This window comes from Enterocloster aldenensis, from assembly GCF_003434055.1.
In the GTDB taxonomy this organism is placed as follows: domain Bacteria; phylum Bacillota; class Clostridia; order Lachnospirales; family Lachnospiraceae; genus Enterocloster; species Enterocloster aldenensis.
This window is the reverse complement of sequence record NZ_QVEX01000020.1, coordinates 55,401-71,114: the sequence shown is the minus strand read 5'-3', so window position 1 is coordinate 71,114 and position 15,714 is coordinate 55,401. Positions and strand designations below refer to the sequence as shown.

Genomic DNA, 15,714 nt, shown 5'->3' with positions numbered 1-15,714 from the left:
AGCGCAGGATTGTGTCATTGCAGATCACGGTAAATCCGTCCTGCTCCCAGGAGGAGGTCAATGGATGTATGGACGGCATTGGGGGTCAAGAAACCCAGTGTTTCCATTGCGTTCCGCAAACTGGCATCGGGGAATCTGATTCGGGTACATGAAAACCATGAGGTCGACCTGACGGAAAACGGTTATGCAATAGCGTCTAAAATCAACGATTCCTATGTAACATTCAAACAGTTCCTGTGCAGCATCGGGGTCCCGGAGGAAGTGGCGGAGCATGATGCGTGCAGGATAGAACATTATTTAAGCCCTGAATCCATAAAGGGTATCAGGGGAATCATGACACGTACAGCAGAATGAAAGGAGTTTGTTATGGGTTATATGAACAATGGAAATGAAGATAGAAGCAGGAGGCAGGACATGGGGTATGGCATGGAATCAAATACGGAATACGACATGGAACCCAAAATGGGTGAGGATGCAGACTATGATGGGGAGCGGGGGCCTGACAGTGACGCAGGCAGTGATGCGGACTGCAATGCAGCCTGTGATAGGGACCAGGGTATGGACCGGGATAAGAAGGCCGACGGAAAAAATCTATCCGAACACTTTTTCCATATCGGAATGCTCTTACACCGCTACCAGACAGAGGCCTGCAAGGAAAATGGCCCTGCGGGAAGCCCGTTTAAGGGCCAGGGCCGGATCCTGGCAATCTTAAAACTGAAGCCGGAGATAAGCCACAGGGAACTGTCCTATCTTCTGGGAATCAGTACCCAGTCCATGAGTGAACTATTAAGAAAGCTGGAGAACAAGGGCTATGTGAAGCGTGTGCCAGGTGAACATGACAGGCGGAGCATGGACATTATACTGACTGAAGAGGGCCGCAGGGCGGTCGAACAGGCAGATGGGTTTGACGGCAGGGACACGGACCGTCTGTTTGACTGCTTTGACAATCAGGAGCAGAGGCAGTTTAAAGGTTTTTTGGAACGCCTGGAAGACGAAATCATAAGACACCTGGACCCCGAGCATCCTTCTGACTATACATTTGACAGGATGAAGGAAATGCATGATTATATATTAAGCCGCGGCCGCGGCCGAAGGGAGCACTGCCATCACCATGGGGACGGCCCCCTTGGCAATGGTTTTGGACGCGGGCCGCATGAGGACGAAAGAGACCCTGGAAGGCGGTTTGACAGGCGCAGACGGTGATGGGGATGATTGGGGGATTTTCATACGCGGATGTCCATTGCCTGTTTTTTTAGAAGAGGGTTCTTTCACAGCCGGCTTTTCAACAGCCGGCTTTTTCAAGGGATTGGATATTTCCCGGAACATCTGGCCGTTTCCCGGCGTTGTCCTCCAATCGGTCCAGTTCCCTGAGAATCCGGCACATGAACAGAACAGCCGCCCCAAAAGAAATTATGTCTGCGATTGGTCCGGAATACAAGGCCATGGTTACGCCGGACAGTCTGGGCAGGATTAATGTTAAAGGCACGCTTAAGATAAAGTCCCTGAACAAGGACAGCATCATGGACAGCGCGGGCCTGCCGATTGACTGAAGGAAGATGCTGCAGGATTTCTGGATGCAGCAGAGCACAATCCCTCCCAGGAATATGCGGAAGGCCAGTACTGCAAACTCATTGTACAGCCCGTCCTCGCTGCCGAATATGCTGATGATCTGTAATGGGAATGCCTCAAAGCATATCATGGATATGAGTCCCACGCAGAATTCGGCCATCATCATGGTCATGAAGATGCATCTAACCCTATGCCAGTGACCGGCACCGTAATTATAACCCACGATGGGCTGGGATCCGGCCGCAATCCCAACCACGATTGATAGCTGTTTTTACAAAAAAAAGCTGCAGCCTTCGTGAATGACCTTCACGACAGAAGCTACAGCCATATTGCAGTATCTAATATATCAGAATTTCCCGGTCCGTGTAATTATGAAAGAGTTACAAAATTTTCCTTGGTGTACATAGTGCAGATTTACCATATGGATTATATGTTATAATAGTAAGGCCTGTCCTTAAATTCCTTTATCACCATCCGTATCATCTGCTTTTGCGGGGCAGCCATCCGGATACCTTTTGGGTAAATCAGCAGTTTGCATACGTTTGGATGAAAATGAAGGGGAATCTGTGCAATGCTGTCATCCATATGGCTGTATGGCCAGAAGCCGTACATATGATTGATGGCCAGGAGCGGGGCCCATAGTTCCAGGCTGTCATTGATGACGACCTGCCTGGGATGTAAATCCATGGAAATAACCAGATCCTCCAGAATCCGTTTACGTATCATGGGTATGCTGGATACGGAAAGGGTCAGCTGGTTAAGAAGCGGATAATCCTGTTCCATTAGTATTCCGTCCTCCAGGTGCAGCATGCTGTAAACAGGATTGTTTTTAGCGATGCAGCACATGAGTTCGTATTCCTTTACAATGGAGGTATTTACCTCTGGCAGGCTATCCTTTGGATGGCTGGAATAAGAGGTTATGAACCCAAAATCCAGTTCCCCGCTAAGGACTGACTCATAGATTTCCTTTGATTTCTGAATCACGGGCTTTAGGGTAATCTGGGGATGGAGGCGGTTGAAATCCTTCATGACCTTGCCGAATACAGCGGCATCACTGGATAAGATGCCCATACAAAACACATGATTCTTATCGCTGTAGAGTTCTTTGTACAGCGATTCTTTTAAATCTAATATCTGCTGACAGGTTTTAGCATACTTCTGCCCGGCTTCTGTGATGGTCAGTACATTATTGGCGCGGTGGAAGAGTTTCAGGTTCAGTTCCTGTTCCAGTTTGGAAAGATAAATGCTTAAGGTGGGCTGGGAAATGTGCAGGTTCTGGGCTGCCTTGGATATGTTTCTTTCTTTTGCGATTTCCACAATATATTCCAAATGGTGTAAGTCCATATGATATCCTTTCTATAGCTTTTGACTATACTGTTATTTATAAACTAAAGTGTACATTTTTTCAATGTTTTTTTATAATAAGTATATAAAAACCGCGGCAAAAATAGAGGAAAAGGATGTTGATTATGATAAAAGTACAGGCCAATTGTTCCAGCAGGATGACAGAGGAACAGATGCAGTCCGTCCGGGGGATGGGGATTGAATACCTGGCAGTTAATTTCATGCTGGAGGATACGGATTATGACAGCATTATGCATTTTCAGGAGAAAGCAGCTAAATACAATTTAAAAATCGCGGATGCAGGATGTCCGGATTTGCAGAAATGTCCGGAAATCCATTTGGGAAAACCAGAAAGGGACCTGTGGATTGACAGATACAATGAATTTACCAGGGCTCTTGGAAAAGCAGGAGTACCGGTCAACTACATTGCATGGCAGCCCAACGGGATTTTCCGCAGCCGCATCGGTGAAGGTAAGTATAATCATGGCGAAAAGTCGTTTATCTGTGACATGGAGGAAATCCTGTCCAGGCCGATTGCGAATGACAGGGAGTATGGGGAAGAGGAAATCTGGTCCAATTTCAGGTATTTCATGGACCGTGCCCTGCCGGTATGTGAAAAAGCAGATGTGAAGCTGGCCCTGCATCCCAATGATCCGCCAGTTCCATCCCTGGGCGGTGTACATAGCCTGATATGGAATACAGAGTGCTATAAAAGGGCATTTGAAATGGTTGGAAACAGCCCCTATCTGACCATGAAGATGTGTATCGGCTGCTGGCTGGAAAGCCAGGACTTCGGAAACCTGATGAAAGACATAGAGACCTTCTGCATCCAGGATAAAATCTCCATTGTCCATTTCCGTAATGTCAGTTCTACCATGCCGTATTTTGAGGAGACACTGCTGGAGGACGGATACGCGGATATGTATGCCATCATGAAGCAGCTGGTCAGATGCGGTTATGACGGACAGCTGAACATTGACCATCCATTTTTTGAACGGGATGGCAAAAGAATGTCGGACATGTCTGCCGCTTATTTTACAGGCTACATGAAAGCGCTTCTGCATTGCGCGGAAAATGAGATACAGGGGGAGAAAAACAAATGAATATACAGTTAATCATTACACTGCTTGTGATGCTGCTGATGATTGCCGGATTTTTGTGCGGCAGGTTTAAACTGGGACTGGTGGCAATGACAGCATCCACGGTCCTGTGTCTGACCGGGGTACTGACTTTTAATGAAGCATATGCTTCTTTTTCCAACTCAAATGTGGTGATGATTGCAGGTATGTTTATTCTGAGCGGCGCCCTGGGTAAGACGGGACTGGTGCCGAAAATGAAGACGCTGATGGTGAAACATTCCGGTAAAGGGCAGCTTATTGTTTTTGCCTATATGCTGACCTGTGTTGTTATCATCCAGTTCAGCATGCCTACGGCGCTGATCAGTATGTTTCTTCCGTTCATGGCTGCATTTGACCAGAAGAGCAGGGTCCAGCCGGCCCACCTGTTATTTCCGGGCGCCGTGCTTGCCCACTGTGTCCAGGGACTTTTGCCAGGAGCGTATTTTGTCATGATCAATGGGCTTCTGGAAGCAAACGGTGCGCCTGCCATGATAGAGGCGCTGGACTACAGTAAGGTAATCCTGCTTCCCGCGGTTATAGCTTTTGCCTATATTGTACTGATTGGGTGGAAATGGCTGCCGGCCAACCGCATCGACGGTCTGTCCATTAAGGAGGAAGCGGATGGAAAGCCATTACTGTCTGCGGGCCAGGAAAATATCGTGTATCTTATTTTCGGGTTGAATTTCGTTGGAATCCTGTTCCAGAACTATCTGCCGTTTCCAATGTATATCCTCCCTGTGATAGCGGTCATTGTCCTGACATACCTGAAGATCCTGAACCTGAATGACATTAAGGACTTTATAAACCTGGATACGATTTTCATGCTGGCGGGCGTTATTCCCCTTGGGACAGCCATGCAGAAGACGGGAGCGGGTACTGTTGTATCGGATTTCATCATGACACTTCTTGGCGGTAATCCGTCACCTATGCTGATGCTATTTGCCTTTTATTTTGCAGGCGCAATACTGACCCAGTTTATGAGCAACACTGCGACACAGCAGGTATTCGTGCCATTGGCCGTTGTGACGGCCCTGGCCCAGGGGCTGGACCCCAGACCCTTCACCATGGCTATTTTTGCTGGATGTACGGCGGCTATGCTGACCCCCACCGGCTCTCCCTCCATCGCTATCGCATTTGGCGCGGGACAGTATAAGATTAAGAATATATTGAAGGTATTCCTGCCTTTGTGGGTGGTCTATGGTATTGCGGTATGCCTGTCGGCAAATTTCTTTTTTCCAATGGTATAGGAACAGAGTTGCTTTTTCTGCCAATCGATGGTAGGATATAGCATATCGAGTTTAGAACAGCTGGTGCCGGCGTCTGCGGATCTGTCATGGGGACATGTCTGATCCTTCAGGCGCCGGATAATAGGGAAACAGGTGCGAATCCTGTACGATCTCGTCACTGTAAGCCGGGAGCGCATAACCATTGTCATGTACAGCCACTGATCCGGTCCGGGTTGGGAAGGCGGTTATGGGTGTTGAGCGGCAAGTCAGGAAACCTGCCAGTTGTTGGTACAGGAATATGGTTCCAGACCACGAGTAATTGGTCGTACCGGTTTACGGCGTTTAAAGCGCGCCTGGGCAGCCTTTCCCCAGCGATTGGCATATAGGGGGAAATGCAACCTTCAGGCATGTTTGTGACCGCAGATTTCTGACTCAGACGGTGAATAACTGCTTTTGCGGAAAACTGCTTCAGGGTGTTGTTATATGTATTTACAGCCCAGGGACCGTTCTGCAGGGCATGCGGGTCCCTGTGAGGATGGAATCAGATGCACAGGGAATCTCCCCTGTGTTTTTTTATGTCTGCCGTACTGGGGAAATCTTCAGCTGTTTCTGGCGTATTCCTGATACCTTGCCGGACTGCCGTCAAAGGACGTGCTCCTGACGTCTCATCATGGGGGCATTGTTTTAAGATGGCACCGGAACCGATATGGTTTTAAAATAAGGAGGAAGAGAAGATGAAAATCAGGAAACTGGCAGTATTATTAACAGCAGCAGCCCTTACAGCAGCAGCCGCGACAGGGTGTACAGGCGGAAAGGAAACAGAGGCCGTGGCGGCCGGTGCAGGGACAGGGACGGAAACAGGGACCACTGCAGAATCCATGGCAGCAGGAACCGCCGCAGAAGAATCCAGTGAAGAGGAGACAGCAGACAGTATGGCAGCAGAGGATGAAGAGAACTATGATACAGGAGACGCTTCCAAGGATAACACCAGGAACCAGGACGGGATTGGTGAGGATGAGCTTCTTGTAGTCAGCTTCGGCACCAGCTACAATGACAACAGGCGCCTGACCGTAGGGGCCATTGAGGATGCAATGGAAAAGGCATTCCCGGATTACTCGGTCAGAAGAGGATTTACCAGCCAGATCATCATTGACCATGTGAAGTCACGGGACAATGTTGCAATTGACAATGTTGGCCAGGCCCTTGAACGCGCGGAGAAGAATGGCGTCAGGAACCTGGTCATTCAGCCGACCCATTTAATGGACGGACTGGAATACACGGACCTTGTAAATGAAGTGGCGGAGTATTCAGATGCCTTTGAGAAAGTGGCAATCGGTAAGCCGCTTCTGACCACGGATGATGATTTCAATGCTGTCATGAAGGCTATTACAGAGGCAACTGTGGGGTATGATGACGGGGAAACAGCTATCTGCTTTATGGGACACGGTACAGAGGCGGATTCCAACCATGTATACGCAAAGATGCAGGATATGCTGGCAGATGCAGGATATAAGAATTATTATGTAGGAACAGTTGAGGCAGAGCCAAGCCTGGAGGATGTCCTTGCCAAGGTTAAGGAAGGCAGCTATAAGAAGGTGGTCCTGGAGCCGTTAATGATAGTGGCAGGCGACCATGCCAACAACGATATGGCAGGGGATGAGGAAGATTCATGGAAAACTGCATTTGAGGGCGCTGGTTATGAGGTAACATGCCTTGTACGCGGCCTTGGGGAGATGGAAGCCATCCAGCAGCTTTTTGTGGAACACGCACAGGCTGCAGTGGACAGTCTGTCAAAGTAATCAGGTTAAACAGGAAGAATGGGCGGTCGGGGTTATGTTGCTGATCGCCCTTTTAAAGGTGGAATGAATATGAAATTTCAAAAAGCAGGATTATCTGCAGTCATGATTGCCATGATGCTTCTGGCCGGGGGATGCGCCGGCGGAACGCAGGATGCCGGAGCCGGAGTGCAGGCAGAGGAAGCCGGAACCGGAGCACAGGCAGCCGGAACCCGCCCAGATACAGCAAAAGCCATCTCCGGAAACCCGGACCGGGAAGCCAAAAAGCGGACGCCTATATACGCCGATCAAATAAAAGACGGGGTATACCCGATTAAAGTGGACTCCAGCTCCAGCATGTTCCAGATAACCGCCTGCCGACTTACGGTAAAGGACGGCGCCATGAGCGCGGTCATGACCATGGGCGGCACCGGGTATCTGAAGCTGTATATGGGAACCGGAGAGGCGGCCCTGAAGGCTTCTGAAGCGGATTATATCCCATATGTGGAGACGGCAGGGGGCGCGCATACTTTTAAAGTTCCTGTCAAAGCCCTGGATATGGAAATTGACTGCAGCGCATTCAGTAAAAAGAAAGAAAAATGGTATGACCGCGTCCTGGTGTTCTGTTCTGATTCCATACCGCCGGATTGCTTATCTGAGGAAAATGTCACAACAGCAGGAAGCCTGAACCTGGAAAACGGAATGTATACGGCCAAGGTTGTCCTGACAGGCGGTTCGGGACGGGCCAGCGTAGAATCCCCTGCATCCCTGCGGGTGGAAGACGGAAAAGTCTTTGCAACCATTATCTGGGGCAGCGCCAATTACGATTATATGAAGGTGGACGGTGAGAAGTTCGACCTTATAAGCACAGAGGGCAATTCTGCGTTTGAGATCCCGGTGGCTGTATTTGACAGGAACATGCCGGTTATTGCGGATACGGTCGCTATGAGTGAGCCGCATGAGATTGAGTATGGGCTGATATTTGATTCAGCCACCATCGTAAAGGTCCAATGATGAGAACAGGAAAAATATTAACCACAATTATGATGATCTGCCTTCTGATGGCGGCTGCCGGCGGGTGCGCTGCGCCGGGCAGGGAAACAGGAGGGCAGCCACGGCAGGCAAAGGAGCAGACGGTCCGGCAGCAGCCGGATAAGCCCCGGCCAGGGCAGCCGCAGGCAGCCCGGCCGCAGCCGGCAAAGGAGCAGCCCTCCCAGGATTCCTGGGAGAATCGGGAAGTCATACGCACCATGGAACTTCTGTACGCAGACCAGTTTGCCGTGGATTATTATGATGATGGATGCGCCATGATTACCATCAGGGACAGCGGCCGTTTCCTGGTGGTTCCTGAGCAGGCAGAGCAGCCGGAAGGCCTGCCGGAGGATGTGACGGTTATCCGGCGTCCCCTTAAGGACATCTACCTGGTTGCGACCTCGGCCATGGACCTGTTTAAAAGCCTGGGCGCCATGGACCAGATTACCCTGTCCGGCACGGACGCCAGGGGCTGGTATATTGAGGAAGCAAGGCAGGCCCTGGAAGATGGGGATATGTACTATGCCGGCAAATACAATGCCCCTGATTATGAGCTGATCTTGTCAAAAGCATGTGACCTGGCAATCGAGTCAACCATGATCAGCCATTCCCCGGAAGTAAAGGAACAGCTGGAACAGCTGGGCATACCCGTGCTGGTGGAGCGTTCCAGCTATGAAAGCCACCCCCTTGGAAGGATGGAGTGGCTGAAGCTGTATGGGGTCCTTACCGGCAGGGAGGAGCAGGCAGAGGCCTGCTTTGAGAAACAGATGGAGAACCTGAGGCCTGTGCTGGACCAGGATGGCACGGGAAAGACAGTGGCATTTTTCTACATCACTTCCAACGGATATGTGAATGTGAGGAAGTCCGGGGATTATGTGGCTAAAATGATTGAACTGGCCGGCGGGACCTATGTTCCGGGAGACCTGGACGGGAACGGCAATGGGCTGTCCACCATGAACATGCAGATGGAATCGTTTTACGCAGCGGCAAAGGAAGCGGATTATTTGATTTATAACAGCACCATTGACGGGGGACTGGAGTCCCTTGACCAGCTGTTGGACAAAAGCAGCGTCCTGGCTGACTTTAAGGCTGTGAAACAGGGAAATGTGTGGTGCACGGAGAAAAGCATGTTTCAGGAAACCATGGGCCTGGGCGATATGATACTGGATATCCACCGGATCCTCACAGAGGAAGCGCCGGACCAGGAGGAAATGGCCTACATGTACCGGCTGCGGTAAGGAGTTGTCCCAATGTCTAAAAGAACATACACGCAGTACTGCATTTCATTCGGGCTTCTGGGAGCCATGATGTGCCTGCTGTTTTTCTGGAATATTAATTTTGGCAGCGTCCGTCTGTCCGCGGGGGAGATAGGAAAGATCCTGCTTAAGCAGACCGGTGAGGGAACCGCGTACCATATTGTGTGGGATATCCGCCTTCCCCGCATCCTGTCAGCCGTCATACTGGGAGGGGCGCTGTCCGTGTCAGGCTTTTTGCTGCAGGCTTTTTTTGCAAACCCCATTGCAGGTCCGTTTGTGCTGGGGATTTCTTCCGGCGCCAAGCTGGTGGTATCCCTGGTCATGATCCTTTTGCTTGGCAGGGGGATATCCATCAGTTCCGGGGGCATGATACTGGCGGCATTTGCAGGCGCCATGATATCCATGGGGTTCGTCCTCCTGATTTCGGGGCGGGTGAAGAAAATGTCCATGCTGGTCATCTGCGGCGTGATGATAAGTTATATCTGCTCTGCGGTGACTGATTTTATCATTACATTTGCAGATGAGGCCAATATCGTTAATCTCCACAACTGGTCCATGGGAAGCTTTTCAGGGATGTCCTGGGACAATGTCCGGGTGATGGCGGCCGTGACTGCGGTGTCGCTCCTCCTGGTGTTCTGGATGGCAAAACCGATTGGCGCATATCAGATGGGGGAGGTGTACGCCCAGAACATGGGCGTGAACATCCTGCGGTTCCGCGTGGCGCTGATCCTGCTGTCCAGCATATTGTCCGCCTGCGTCACTGCTTTTGCCGGGCCTATTTCCTTTGTGGGCATTGCGGTGCCCCATATTGTGAAACGTATGTTGGGCACGGCCAGGCCGCTCCTGGTCATTCCAGGCTGTTTTATGGGCGGCGCCGTGTCCTGCCTGTTCTGCGACCTGATTGCCAGGACCGTGTTTGCGCCCACTGAGCTTAGCATCAGTTCGGTCACCGCTGTTTTCGGTGCGCCGGTTGTGATTTACATGATGGTGCGCAATAAAAATGGCGCATCCTAAGGAGGCAGGAACCATGGCAGAGGATTATATTTTTACGGAAAACATGACAGTGGGATATGGGAAGATGCCGCTGATTGCCCAGATTGAAATCCATGTAAAGCGCGGCCAGATCGTGACCTTGATTGGACCCAATGGAGCCGGGAAATCCACCATACTGAAAAGCATCATCCGGCAGATTGACCTGCTGGGGGGCGCTGTGTATCTGGACCGTGCCTCCATGAAGGATATGACGGAAAAACAGATAGCCAGGCGGATGTCAGTGCTGATGACGGAACGGATACGCCCCGAACTCATGACCTGTGAGGATGTGGTTGCTACAGGGCGCTACCCTTACACGGGACGTCTGGGAATCCTGGGCCGGGAGGACCGTGAAAAGGTAAGGGAGGCCATGGAACTGGTCCATGCAGGGGACCTTGGGGGGCGGGACTTCATGGAGATAAGCGATGGGCAGAAGCAGCGGATCCTCCTTGCGCGGGCCATCTGCCAGGAGCCGGAGGCCATTGTGCTGGATGAGCCCACTTCCTTTTTAGATATACGGCATAAACTGGAGCTTCTGACCATCCTAAAAGATCTGGTGCGGGAAAAACAGGTGGCGGTACTCATGTCCCTTCATGAACTGGACCTGGCCCAGAAGCTGTCGGACTATATTGTATGCGTCAATGGGGACACCATTGAACGCTTGGGGACGCCGGAAGAGATTTTCACATCCTCCTATATCACGCAGCTGTATGGAATCTCAAAAGGAAGCTACCATGCAGAACTTGGCTGTCTTGAGATGGAGCCGGTAAAGGGAAAGCCGGAGGTCTTTGTCATAGGCGGGAATGGAAGCGGAATACCGGTTTACCGGAAACTCCAGCGCAGGGGGATTCCCTTTGCAGCCGGTATCCTTCATGAGAATGACATTGATTATCCGGTTGCCAGGGCCCTGGCCGCGGAGGTGGTGTCGGAAGCACCGTTTGAACTGATTAAGGACAGGACCTATGAGCGGGCGGCAGCCCTTCTTGCATCCTGTGAGCGGGTCATCTGCTGTATTGAGGATTTCGGTCCGGTAAATGAGAAGAACCGGCGTCTGGCAGAGCTGGGGAAACACAAGGAAAAATACATATGATTGGATGAAACATACCGTCCCTTCCGGATAAGGAACATAAGTATCCGGAAGGGGCGGTATTTTGCGGACAAAAGCAAGGCCTTATCCGATTGGGGTGTTTAAAAGAAGCCGGATGGAGGGCGACATGCGCAGCTCCTCAGTGGTGATCCCGTGTGACAGCAGATATCTTTCCGCGGCAGGGAACTGCCCGGTAATCATTTCCCTCACGGCAGCGCCGCATTGTTCCGGCTTATTATCCTGCAGGCAGAGAAGTATGGTTTCTGAAAACTGCCTGATGGTGCGGTCCAGCCGGGAAGCGTCCGGAAGCGACGCCTTCAGCGGGTACCCCCAGAGAAAGAGGCCGTACAGCCTGGAATAGATTTCCCGTACACCGGACAGGGGACTGTGGACAGCAACGCAGATCAGCAGATGCCATAAGGTAAAGTCATGGCAGCCTGATTCCCGGTATGTTTCAATTTCACGGATTAACCGTGAGTATTGTTCCGGGGTAAGCGACAAAAGGGTGGAACAGACCGCTTCCTCACAGGAAAAAGCTATGATTTCAAAGGACTGCAGAAAAAGGGACAGGTTGCGGCGTATGGCAGGGCTTTGGAAATCGGGAAGGCCGCAGGGCGTACCTGCAGGGAAGATACGGGTCCCCACGCCATTTACAGAAACCGCAGCCCCTGTCTGGTTCAGGATATGGATGGCCCGGCGGACCGTGCTCACGGACACATTATATTTCCTGGACATCTTTTCATATGAAGGAAGATATTCCATGTCCCTGTATTCCCCCAGGTATATGCCGTGGAGGATCCGCATGGTCAGCCCGTAACAGATCTGGGGCCTTTCCCAGTAAATACGCCAGACAAAAGGAACCGGTCCGGCTTGCGTGAACGGGTCCAGGGAACGCCGGATGGATTGGAATGCCTTTTCCACGGAATCCCTTAGGAAATGGAGAAGCGCTTCATGAAGCTGTTCCCGGTTCCCTGCCCTGCACAGGGATATGATGTTTTCCAGCTGTCCCTGGATGTCCAGGGCTTTCCTCATGGAAGGCTCCTTGTTTTCACTGACAAACATCAGTCCAAGAAACAGGGAGGTTTCCCAGAACAGGTTCATGGCCAGGGGGTTGTCCAGCTTCTGCAGGGCATAACAGAACAGGTAGAGGACATCGTCGGCGCCGGACCGTTTGGCAAAGGGGGCAATGTATGCCAGGTCCCTATGGTCCATACGCATGAATCCTTCGGTCATCAGAGGGAGGCAGATCATCTGCGTGGTCCTGGTTAAATCAGAGGAGGCGTCCAGCCGCTCGGAGAAGAACCCTCGGATAAAAGCCTCATATTCTTCCCCGGTCTGTCTGAACAGGACCTTTGTCTGTCTCCCGTTGTGCATGTCGATGTAGCCTTCTTCACGCAGCCGCTGCAGTGCAGTGGTCACGGTCTGGGCGGAAACACTGAATTCACGGCAGAGGGTGTCGATGGAAGGCAGGGTATCGCCATATTGATAATACTGGAAATGCATGCGCAGCAGAAAGTACTGGTAAATCAGGTTGTGGACCCTTAACTTTGTTTTCAACAGTTCAATACCTCGTATAGTAAAATGATTTCTTATGTCATGCAGTCTATTTTATCATTTTATGGAGGTCATTTCCAGAAGTCTGTTGAATTTTCTTTGTACTTGAATTATAATAGAAAGACACGCACATGAACAAGGTGCCTTATGCCGCGGAATCATCGGGAAGCAGGAAGGGCAATGGGAATAGGACCAGGGGGAACCGACAGTATGGTTGAACAGGAAAAGAAAAGCAGGTCCGGCCAGGACCAGGCCAGCGGCATGCCGGCCGGTTATGAATATGACACACTGATGAATCTGATGAGGGTCAGTGTAAGCAAGCATTTGCTGGATGAGCATTTTACACTGGTCTGGGCCAATGAATTTTACTATGAGCTGATTGGCTGGCCGAAAGGTGAATACGAAGCAAGGTTCCATAACCAGCCGGACCTTTATTATAAGGACGACCAGGAACTGTGGGATGACCTTACCCAGACCGTCATAAAAGCGGTTGAGGCACACCAGGCCGGATATCAGATGGTTTCGCGTCTCAGGCGGAAAGACGGCGGATATATCTGGGTCCAGTTTTCCACCAGGTTTTCGGATGAATACATAGACGGATACCAGGTGGCATATTCCGTGCTCACGAATATTGATGACCTGGTGCAGATGCAGAGGGAGCGGTCCGTTACCTATGAAAACCTTCCTGGTTTTGTGGCAAAGTACAGGATTGACTGGGATCTGGGCATGGTCCTTTTGGATGCCAATGCCCGGTTTATGGAGTATTTCGGGGACAGGACAAACGGGGAGCTGCATGCCCTGCAGGAACAGAACATAAAGGACAATATGGAAACCATCCGGTCCCACAGGAAGGAACTGATGAGCGGGAAGCCGGTACGCTTTGTCATGCATGTCAGGGACAGGAAAGGGCAGGGGCTGTGGCTTCAGGTGAACGCGGCCTGTATTGACTGGCAGGAGAAAAGCCCTGTGTACCTGGCTATCTTCATCGATATAACAGATGTGACCGAATTAAGGGAAATACAGAAAAAACTGACGGAACAGGCAGCGGCCCTTAAGGATGCCCTTACCGTGGCGGAACATGCCAACCGGGCCAAATCAGATTTCCTGTCACGCATGAGCCACGAAATCCGCACGCCGATGAATGCGATTATCGGCATGACCACCATTGCGGCTGCTTATATTGACGACAAACAGCGTGTGGCTGACTGTCTGGAGAAAATAGGGTATTCATCCAAGCACCTGATGACCCTTATTAATGATGTTCTGGATATGTCCAAGATTTCCGAGGGAAAGATGAAGATTGCCCATGAGCAGTTTAAGCTGGAGACAGTGGTGGAGTCTGTTTCCTCCATCATCTATCCCCAGGCCAGGGAAAAGGGCCTGGACTTTACCGTGCCGCTGGCAGGGCTTACGGATACGGAACTGATAGGCGACTCACTGCGGCTGAACCAGGTCCTTCTCAACCTTTTATCCAATGCGCTTAAGTTTACCCCGGCAGGGGGCAGTATCCGTATGGAAATCAGGCAGCTGCAGAAAAAGGACGGCAGGATCCGGCTGCGTTTTACGGTAAGCGATACAGGAATAGGGATGGGCAGCGCATTCATGGAACGCCTTTTTGTCCCATTTGAGCAGGAAGACATGTCTATGGGTGAGAACCCAGGAGGCACCGGCCTGGGTATGCCCATCACCAAAAATCTTGTTACATTGATGGGCGGTACCATAACGCTGCAGAGTGAACTGGGAAAAGGAACGTCCTTTGCCGTGGAACTGGATTTTGACCTTCCAAAGGATAAGGGGAGCCAGACGTCTGCCAAACAGTATGTGATGGAATCCCTGAAGGTGCTGGTGACGGATGATGACAGGGACAGCTGTGTCCATACAGCCCTATTGCTGGAAAATCTGGGAATCCGGTCGGACTGGGTCCTGACCGGCAGGGAGTGCATAAACCGCGTCCGTCTGGCCCACCGGTCAGGCGGGGATTATGATGTCTGTCTCATTGATCTGAGGATGCCGGATATGGATGGGGTCCAGGTGACCCGCCGGATAAGGGAAATTGTTGGCCCGGAGACCATGATCATCATCATAACGGCTTATGACTGGGGCGCTGTTGAGAACAGCGCCAGGCAGGCGGGGGCCAACGCATTCATCACCAAGCCTATTTTTGCCTCCACCCTTTATGATACGCTGCTTTCCGTGACCGGAATCGAACGGGCCGTGCGGCCGCCGGGAGGAACGGCACGGCGGGCCGGCCTGGCAGGGCATCACGTGCTGCTGGTGGAAGACAATGGGCTTAACCGGGAAATCGCGGTGGAACTGCTGCACATGGCTGATATCACGGTGGAATGCGCGGTCAATGGCAGGGAGGCAGTGGAGCGGTTCCTGTCCCACGGCGATTCCTTTGACCTGATCCTGATGGATGTACAGATGCCGGTGATGGACGGTTATGAAGCAACCCAGGCCATCCGCGGCTCGGACCATGAAATGGCCCGCAGCATTCCCATCATAGCCATGACGGCCGATGCGTTCCACGAGGACGTGGTGAGGGCCGGCGAGGCTGGGATGAACGGGCATCTGGCAAAGCCCATTGATCCTGATCTGTTATACGATATGCTGGCCGGGTGGATGGGCGGACATTTTCATTAAAATAACGGGAAAGAATTGCTCTTTGAGTTTTGATATGTTACCATGTCATGGTACGAAGAACGAAAAGAGGAATGGACG

At 51.4% G+C, this 15,714-nt stretch carries 12 protein-coding genes, 1 pseudogene and 1 riboswitch; of the genes and pseudogenes, 10 read left to right on the top strand and 3 right to left on the bottom strand.

The window, feature by feature from the left end:
• Positions 1 to 60 precede the first annotated feature (60 nt).
• Together DWX59_RS25070 and DWX59_RS25065 are read left to right on the top strand one after the other, a co-directional pair.
• Positions 61 to 354, top strand: coding sequence for a metal-dependent transcriptional regulator (locus tag DWX59_RS25070; protein WP_117562750.1), 294 nt, complete (start codon positions 61 to 63; stop codon positions 352 to 354).
• Positions 355 to 366: 12 nt separating this feature from the next.
• Positions 367 to 1,203, top strand: a complete 837-nt coding sequence (locus DWX59_RS25065; RefSeq protein WP_235845175.1) for a MarR family winged helix-turn-helix transcriptional regulator — start codon at positions 367 to 369, stop codon at positions 1,201 to 1,203.
• Positions 1,204 to 1,282: 79 nt separating this feature from the next.
• On the opposite strand, the pseudogene DWX59_RS25060 reads toward DWX59_RS25065, so the two are convergent.
• Together DWX59_RS25060 and DWX59_RS25055 are read right to left on the bottom strand one after the other, a co-directional pair.
• Positions 1,283 to 1,834 (bottom strand): annotated as a pseudogene (locus tag DWX59_RS25060) (MATE family efflux transporter); the annotation flags it as partial.
• A gap of 161 nt (positions 1,835 to 1,995) precedes the next feature.
• The gene (locus tag DWX59_RS25055) at positions 1,996 to 2,913 is read right to left on the bottom strand and encodes a LysR family transcriptional regulator (protein ID WP_117562747.1); all 918 of its coding nucleotides are present in this window, start codon (positions 2,911 to 2,913) and stop codon (positions 1,996 to 1,998) included.
• A gap of 125 nt (positions 2,914 to 3,038) precedes the next feature.
• Here DWX59_RS25055 and DWX59_RS25050 point away from each other — a divergent pair, with 125 nt between their 5' ends.
• From DWX59_RS25050 to DWX59_RS25020, 7 genes are all read left to right on the top strand, one after another.
• Positions 3,039 to 4,016, top strand: a complete 978-nt coding sequence (locus tag DWX59_RS25050) for a mannonate dehydratase (RefSeq protein WP_166460301.1) — start codon at positions 3,039 to 3,041, stop codon at positions 4,014 to 4,016.
• A complete protein-coding gene (locus DWX59_RS25045; protein WP_117562743.1) occupies positions 4,013 to 5,278 on the top strand; it encodes an SLC13 family permease in 1,266 nt (421 codons plus the stop codon). The genes DWX59_RS25050 and DWX59_RS25045 overlap by 4 nt, the downstream gene beginning before the upstream one ends.
• Positions 5,279 to 5,338: 60 nt before the next feature.
• A riboswitch (cobalamin riboswitch) is annotated at positions 5,339 to 5,539 on the top strand.
• Positions 5,540 to 5,991: 452 nt separating this feature from the next.
• Complete coding sequence (locus DWX59_RS25040; protein WP_117562740.1) at positions 5,992 to 7,056, top strand: sirohydrochlorin cobaltochelatase; 1,065 nt, start codon at positions 5,992 to 5,994, stop codon at positions 7,054 to 7,056.
• A 69-nt stretch (positions 7,057 to 7,125) separates the two neighbouring features.
• Positions 7,126 to 8,046: a hypothetical protein gene (locus DWX59_RS25035; RefSeq protein ID WP_117562738.1), complete on the top strand. Its 921-nt coding sequence runs from the start codon at positions 7,126 to 7,128 to the stop codon at positions 8,044 to 8,046.
• Complete coding sequence (locus DWX59_RS25030) at positions 8,043 to 9,302, top strand: ABC transporter substrate-binding protein (RefSeq protein ID WP_409337947.1); 1,260 nt, start codon at positions 8,043 to 8,045, stop codon at positions 9,300 to 9,302. Before DWX59_RS25035 ends, DWX59_RS25030 begins: the two co-directional genes overlap by 4 nt.
• A gap of 12 nt (positions 9,303 to 9,314) precedes the next feature.
• A complete protein-coding gene (locus tag DWX59_RS25025) occupies positions 9,315 to 10,334 on the top strand; it encodes a FecCD family ABC transporter permease (protein WP_117562733.1) in 1,020 nt (339 codons plus the stop codon).
• A gap of 13 nt (positions 10,335 to 10,347) precedes the next feature.
• Positions 10,348 to 11,442: an ABC transporter ATP-binding protein gene (locus DWX59_RS25020; protein WP_117562730.1), complete on the top strand. Its 1,095-nt coding sequence runs from the start codon at positions 10,348 to 10,350 to the stop codon at positions 11,440 to 11,442.
• Between the two features lie 81 nt (positions 11,443 to 11,523).
• Here the strand turns inward: DWX59_RS25020 and DWX59_RS25015 are convergent, their stop codons facing one another.
• Positions 11,524 to 12,996: a GntR family transcriptional regulator gene (locus DWX59_RS25015; RefSeq protein ID WP_117562728.1), complete on the bottom strand. Its 1,473-nt coding sequence runs from the start codon at positions 12,994 to 12,996 to the stop codon at positions 11,524 to 11,526.
• A 207-nt stretch (positions 12,997 to 13,203) separates the two neighbouring features.
• Here DWX59_RS25015 and DWX59_RS25010 point away from each other — a divergent pair, with 207 nt between their 5' ends.
• The gene (locus DWX59_RS25010; protein WP_117562798.1) at positions 13,204 to 15,636 is read left to right on the top strand and encodes a PAS domain-containing hybrid sensor histidine kinase/response regulator; all 2,433 of its coding nucleotides are present in this window, start codon (positions 13,204 to 13,206) and stop codon (positions 15,634 to 15,636) included.
• The last annotated feature ends 78 nt before the right edge of the window (positions 15,637 to 15,714 follow it).

What these genes read in the sequence shown, in the direction of transcription:
- DWX59_RS25045 (WP_117562743.1), top strand. Translation starts at nt 4,013, where the DNA reads ATGAATATACAGTTAATCATTACACTGCTTGTGATGCTGCTGATGATT.
- DWX59_RS25055 (WP_117562747.1), bottom strand. Translation starts at nt 2,913, where the DNA reads ATGGACTTACACCATTTGGAATATATTGTGGAAATCGCAAAAGAAAGA.
- DWX59_RS25065 (WP_235845175.1), top strand. Translation starts at nt 367, where the DNA reads ATGGGTTATATGAACAATGGAAATGAAGATAGAAGCAGGAGGCAGGAC.
- DWX59_RS25010 (WP_117562798.1), top strand. Translation starts at nt 13,204, where the DNA reads ATGGTTGAACAGGAAAAGAAAAGCAGGTCCGGCCAGGACCAGGCCAGC.
- DWX59_RS25020 (WP_117562730.1), top strand. Translation starts at nt 10,348, where the DNA reads ATGGCAGAGGATTATATTTTTACGGAAAACATGACAGTGGGATATGGG.
- DWX59_RS25070 (WP_117562750.1), top strand. Translation starts at nt 61, where the DNA reads ATGGATGTATGGACGGCATTGGGGGTCAAGAAACCCAGTGTTTCCATT.
- DWX59_RS25035 (WP_117562738.1), top strand. Translation starts at nt 7,126, where the DNA reads ATGAAATTTCAAAAAGCAGGATTATCTGCAGTCATGATTGCCATGATG.
- DWX59_RS25040 (WP_117562740.1), top strand. Translation starts at nt 5,992, where the DNA reads ATGAAAATCAGGAAACTGGCAGTATTATTAACAGCAGCAGCCCTTACA.
- DWX59_RS25025 (WP_117562733.1), top strand. Translation starts at nt 9,315, where the DNA reads ATGTCTAAAAGAACATACACGCAGTACTGCATTTCATTCGGGCTTCTG.
- DWX59_RS25030 (WP_409337947.1), top strand. Translation starts at nt 8,043, where the DNA reads ATGATGAGAACAGGAAAAATATTAACCACAATTATGATGATCTGCCTT.
- DWX59_RS25050 (WP_166460301.1), top strand. Translation starts at nt 3,039, where the DNA reads ATGATAAAAGTACAGGCCAATTGTTCCAGCAGGATGACAGAGGAACAG.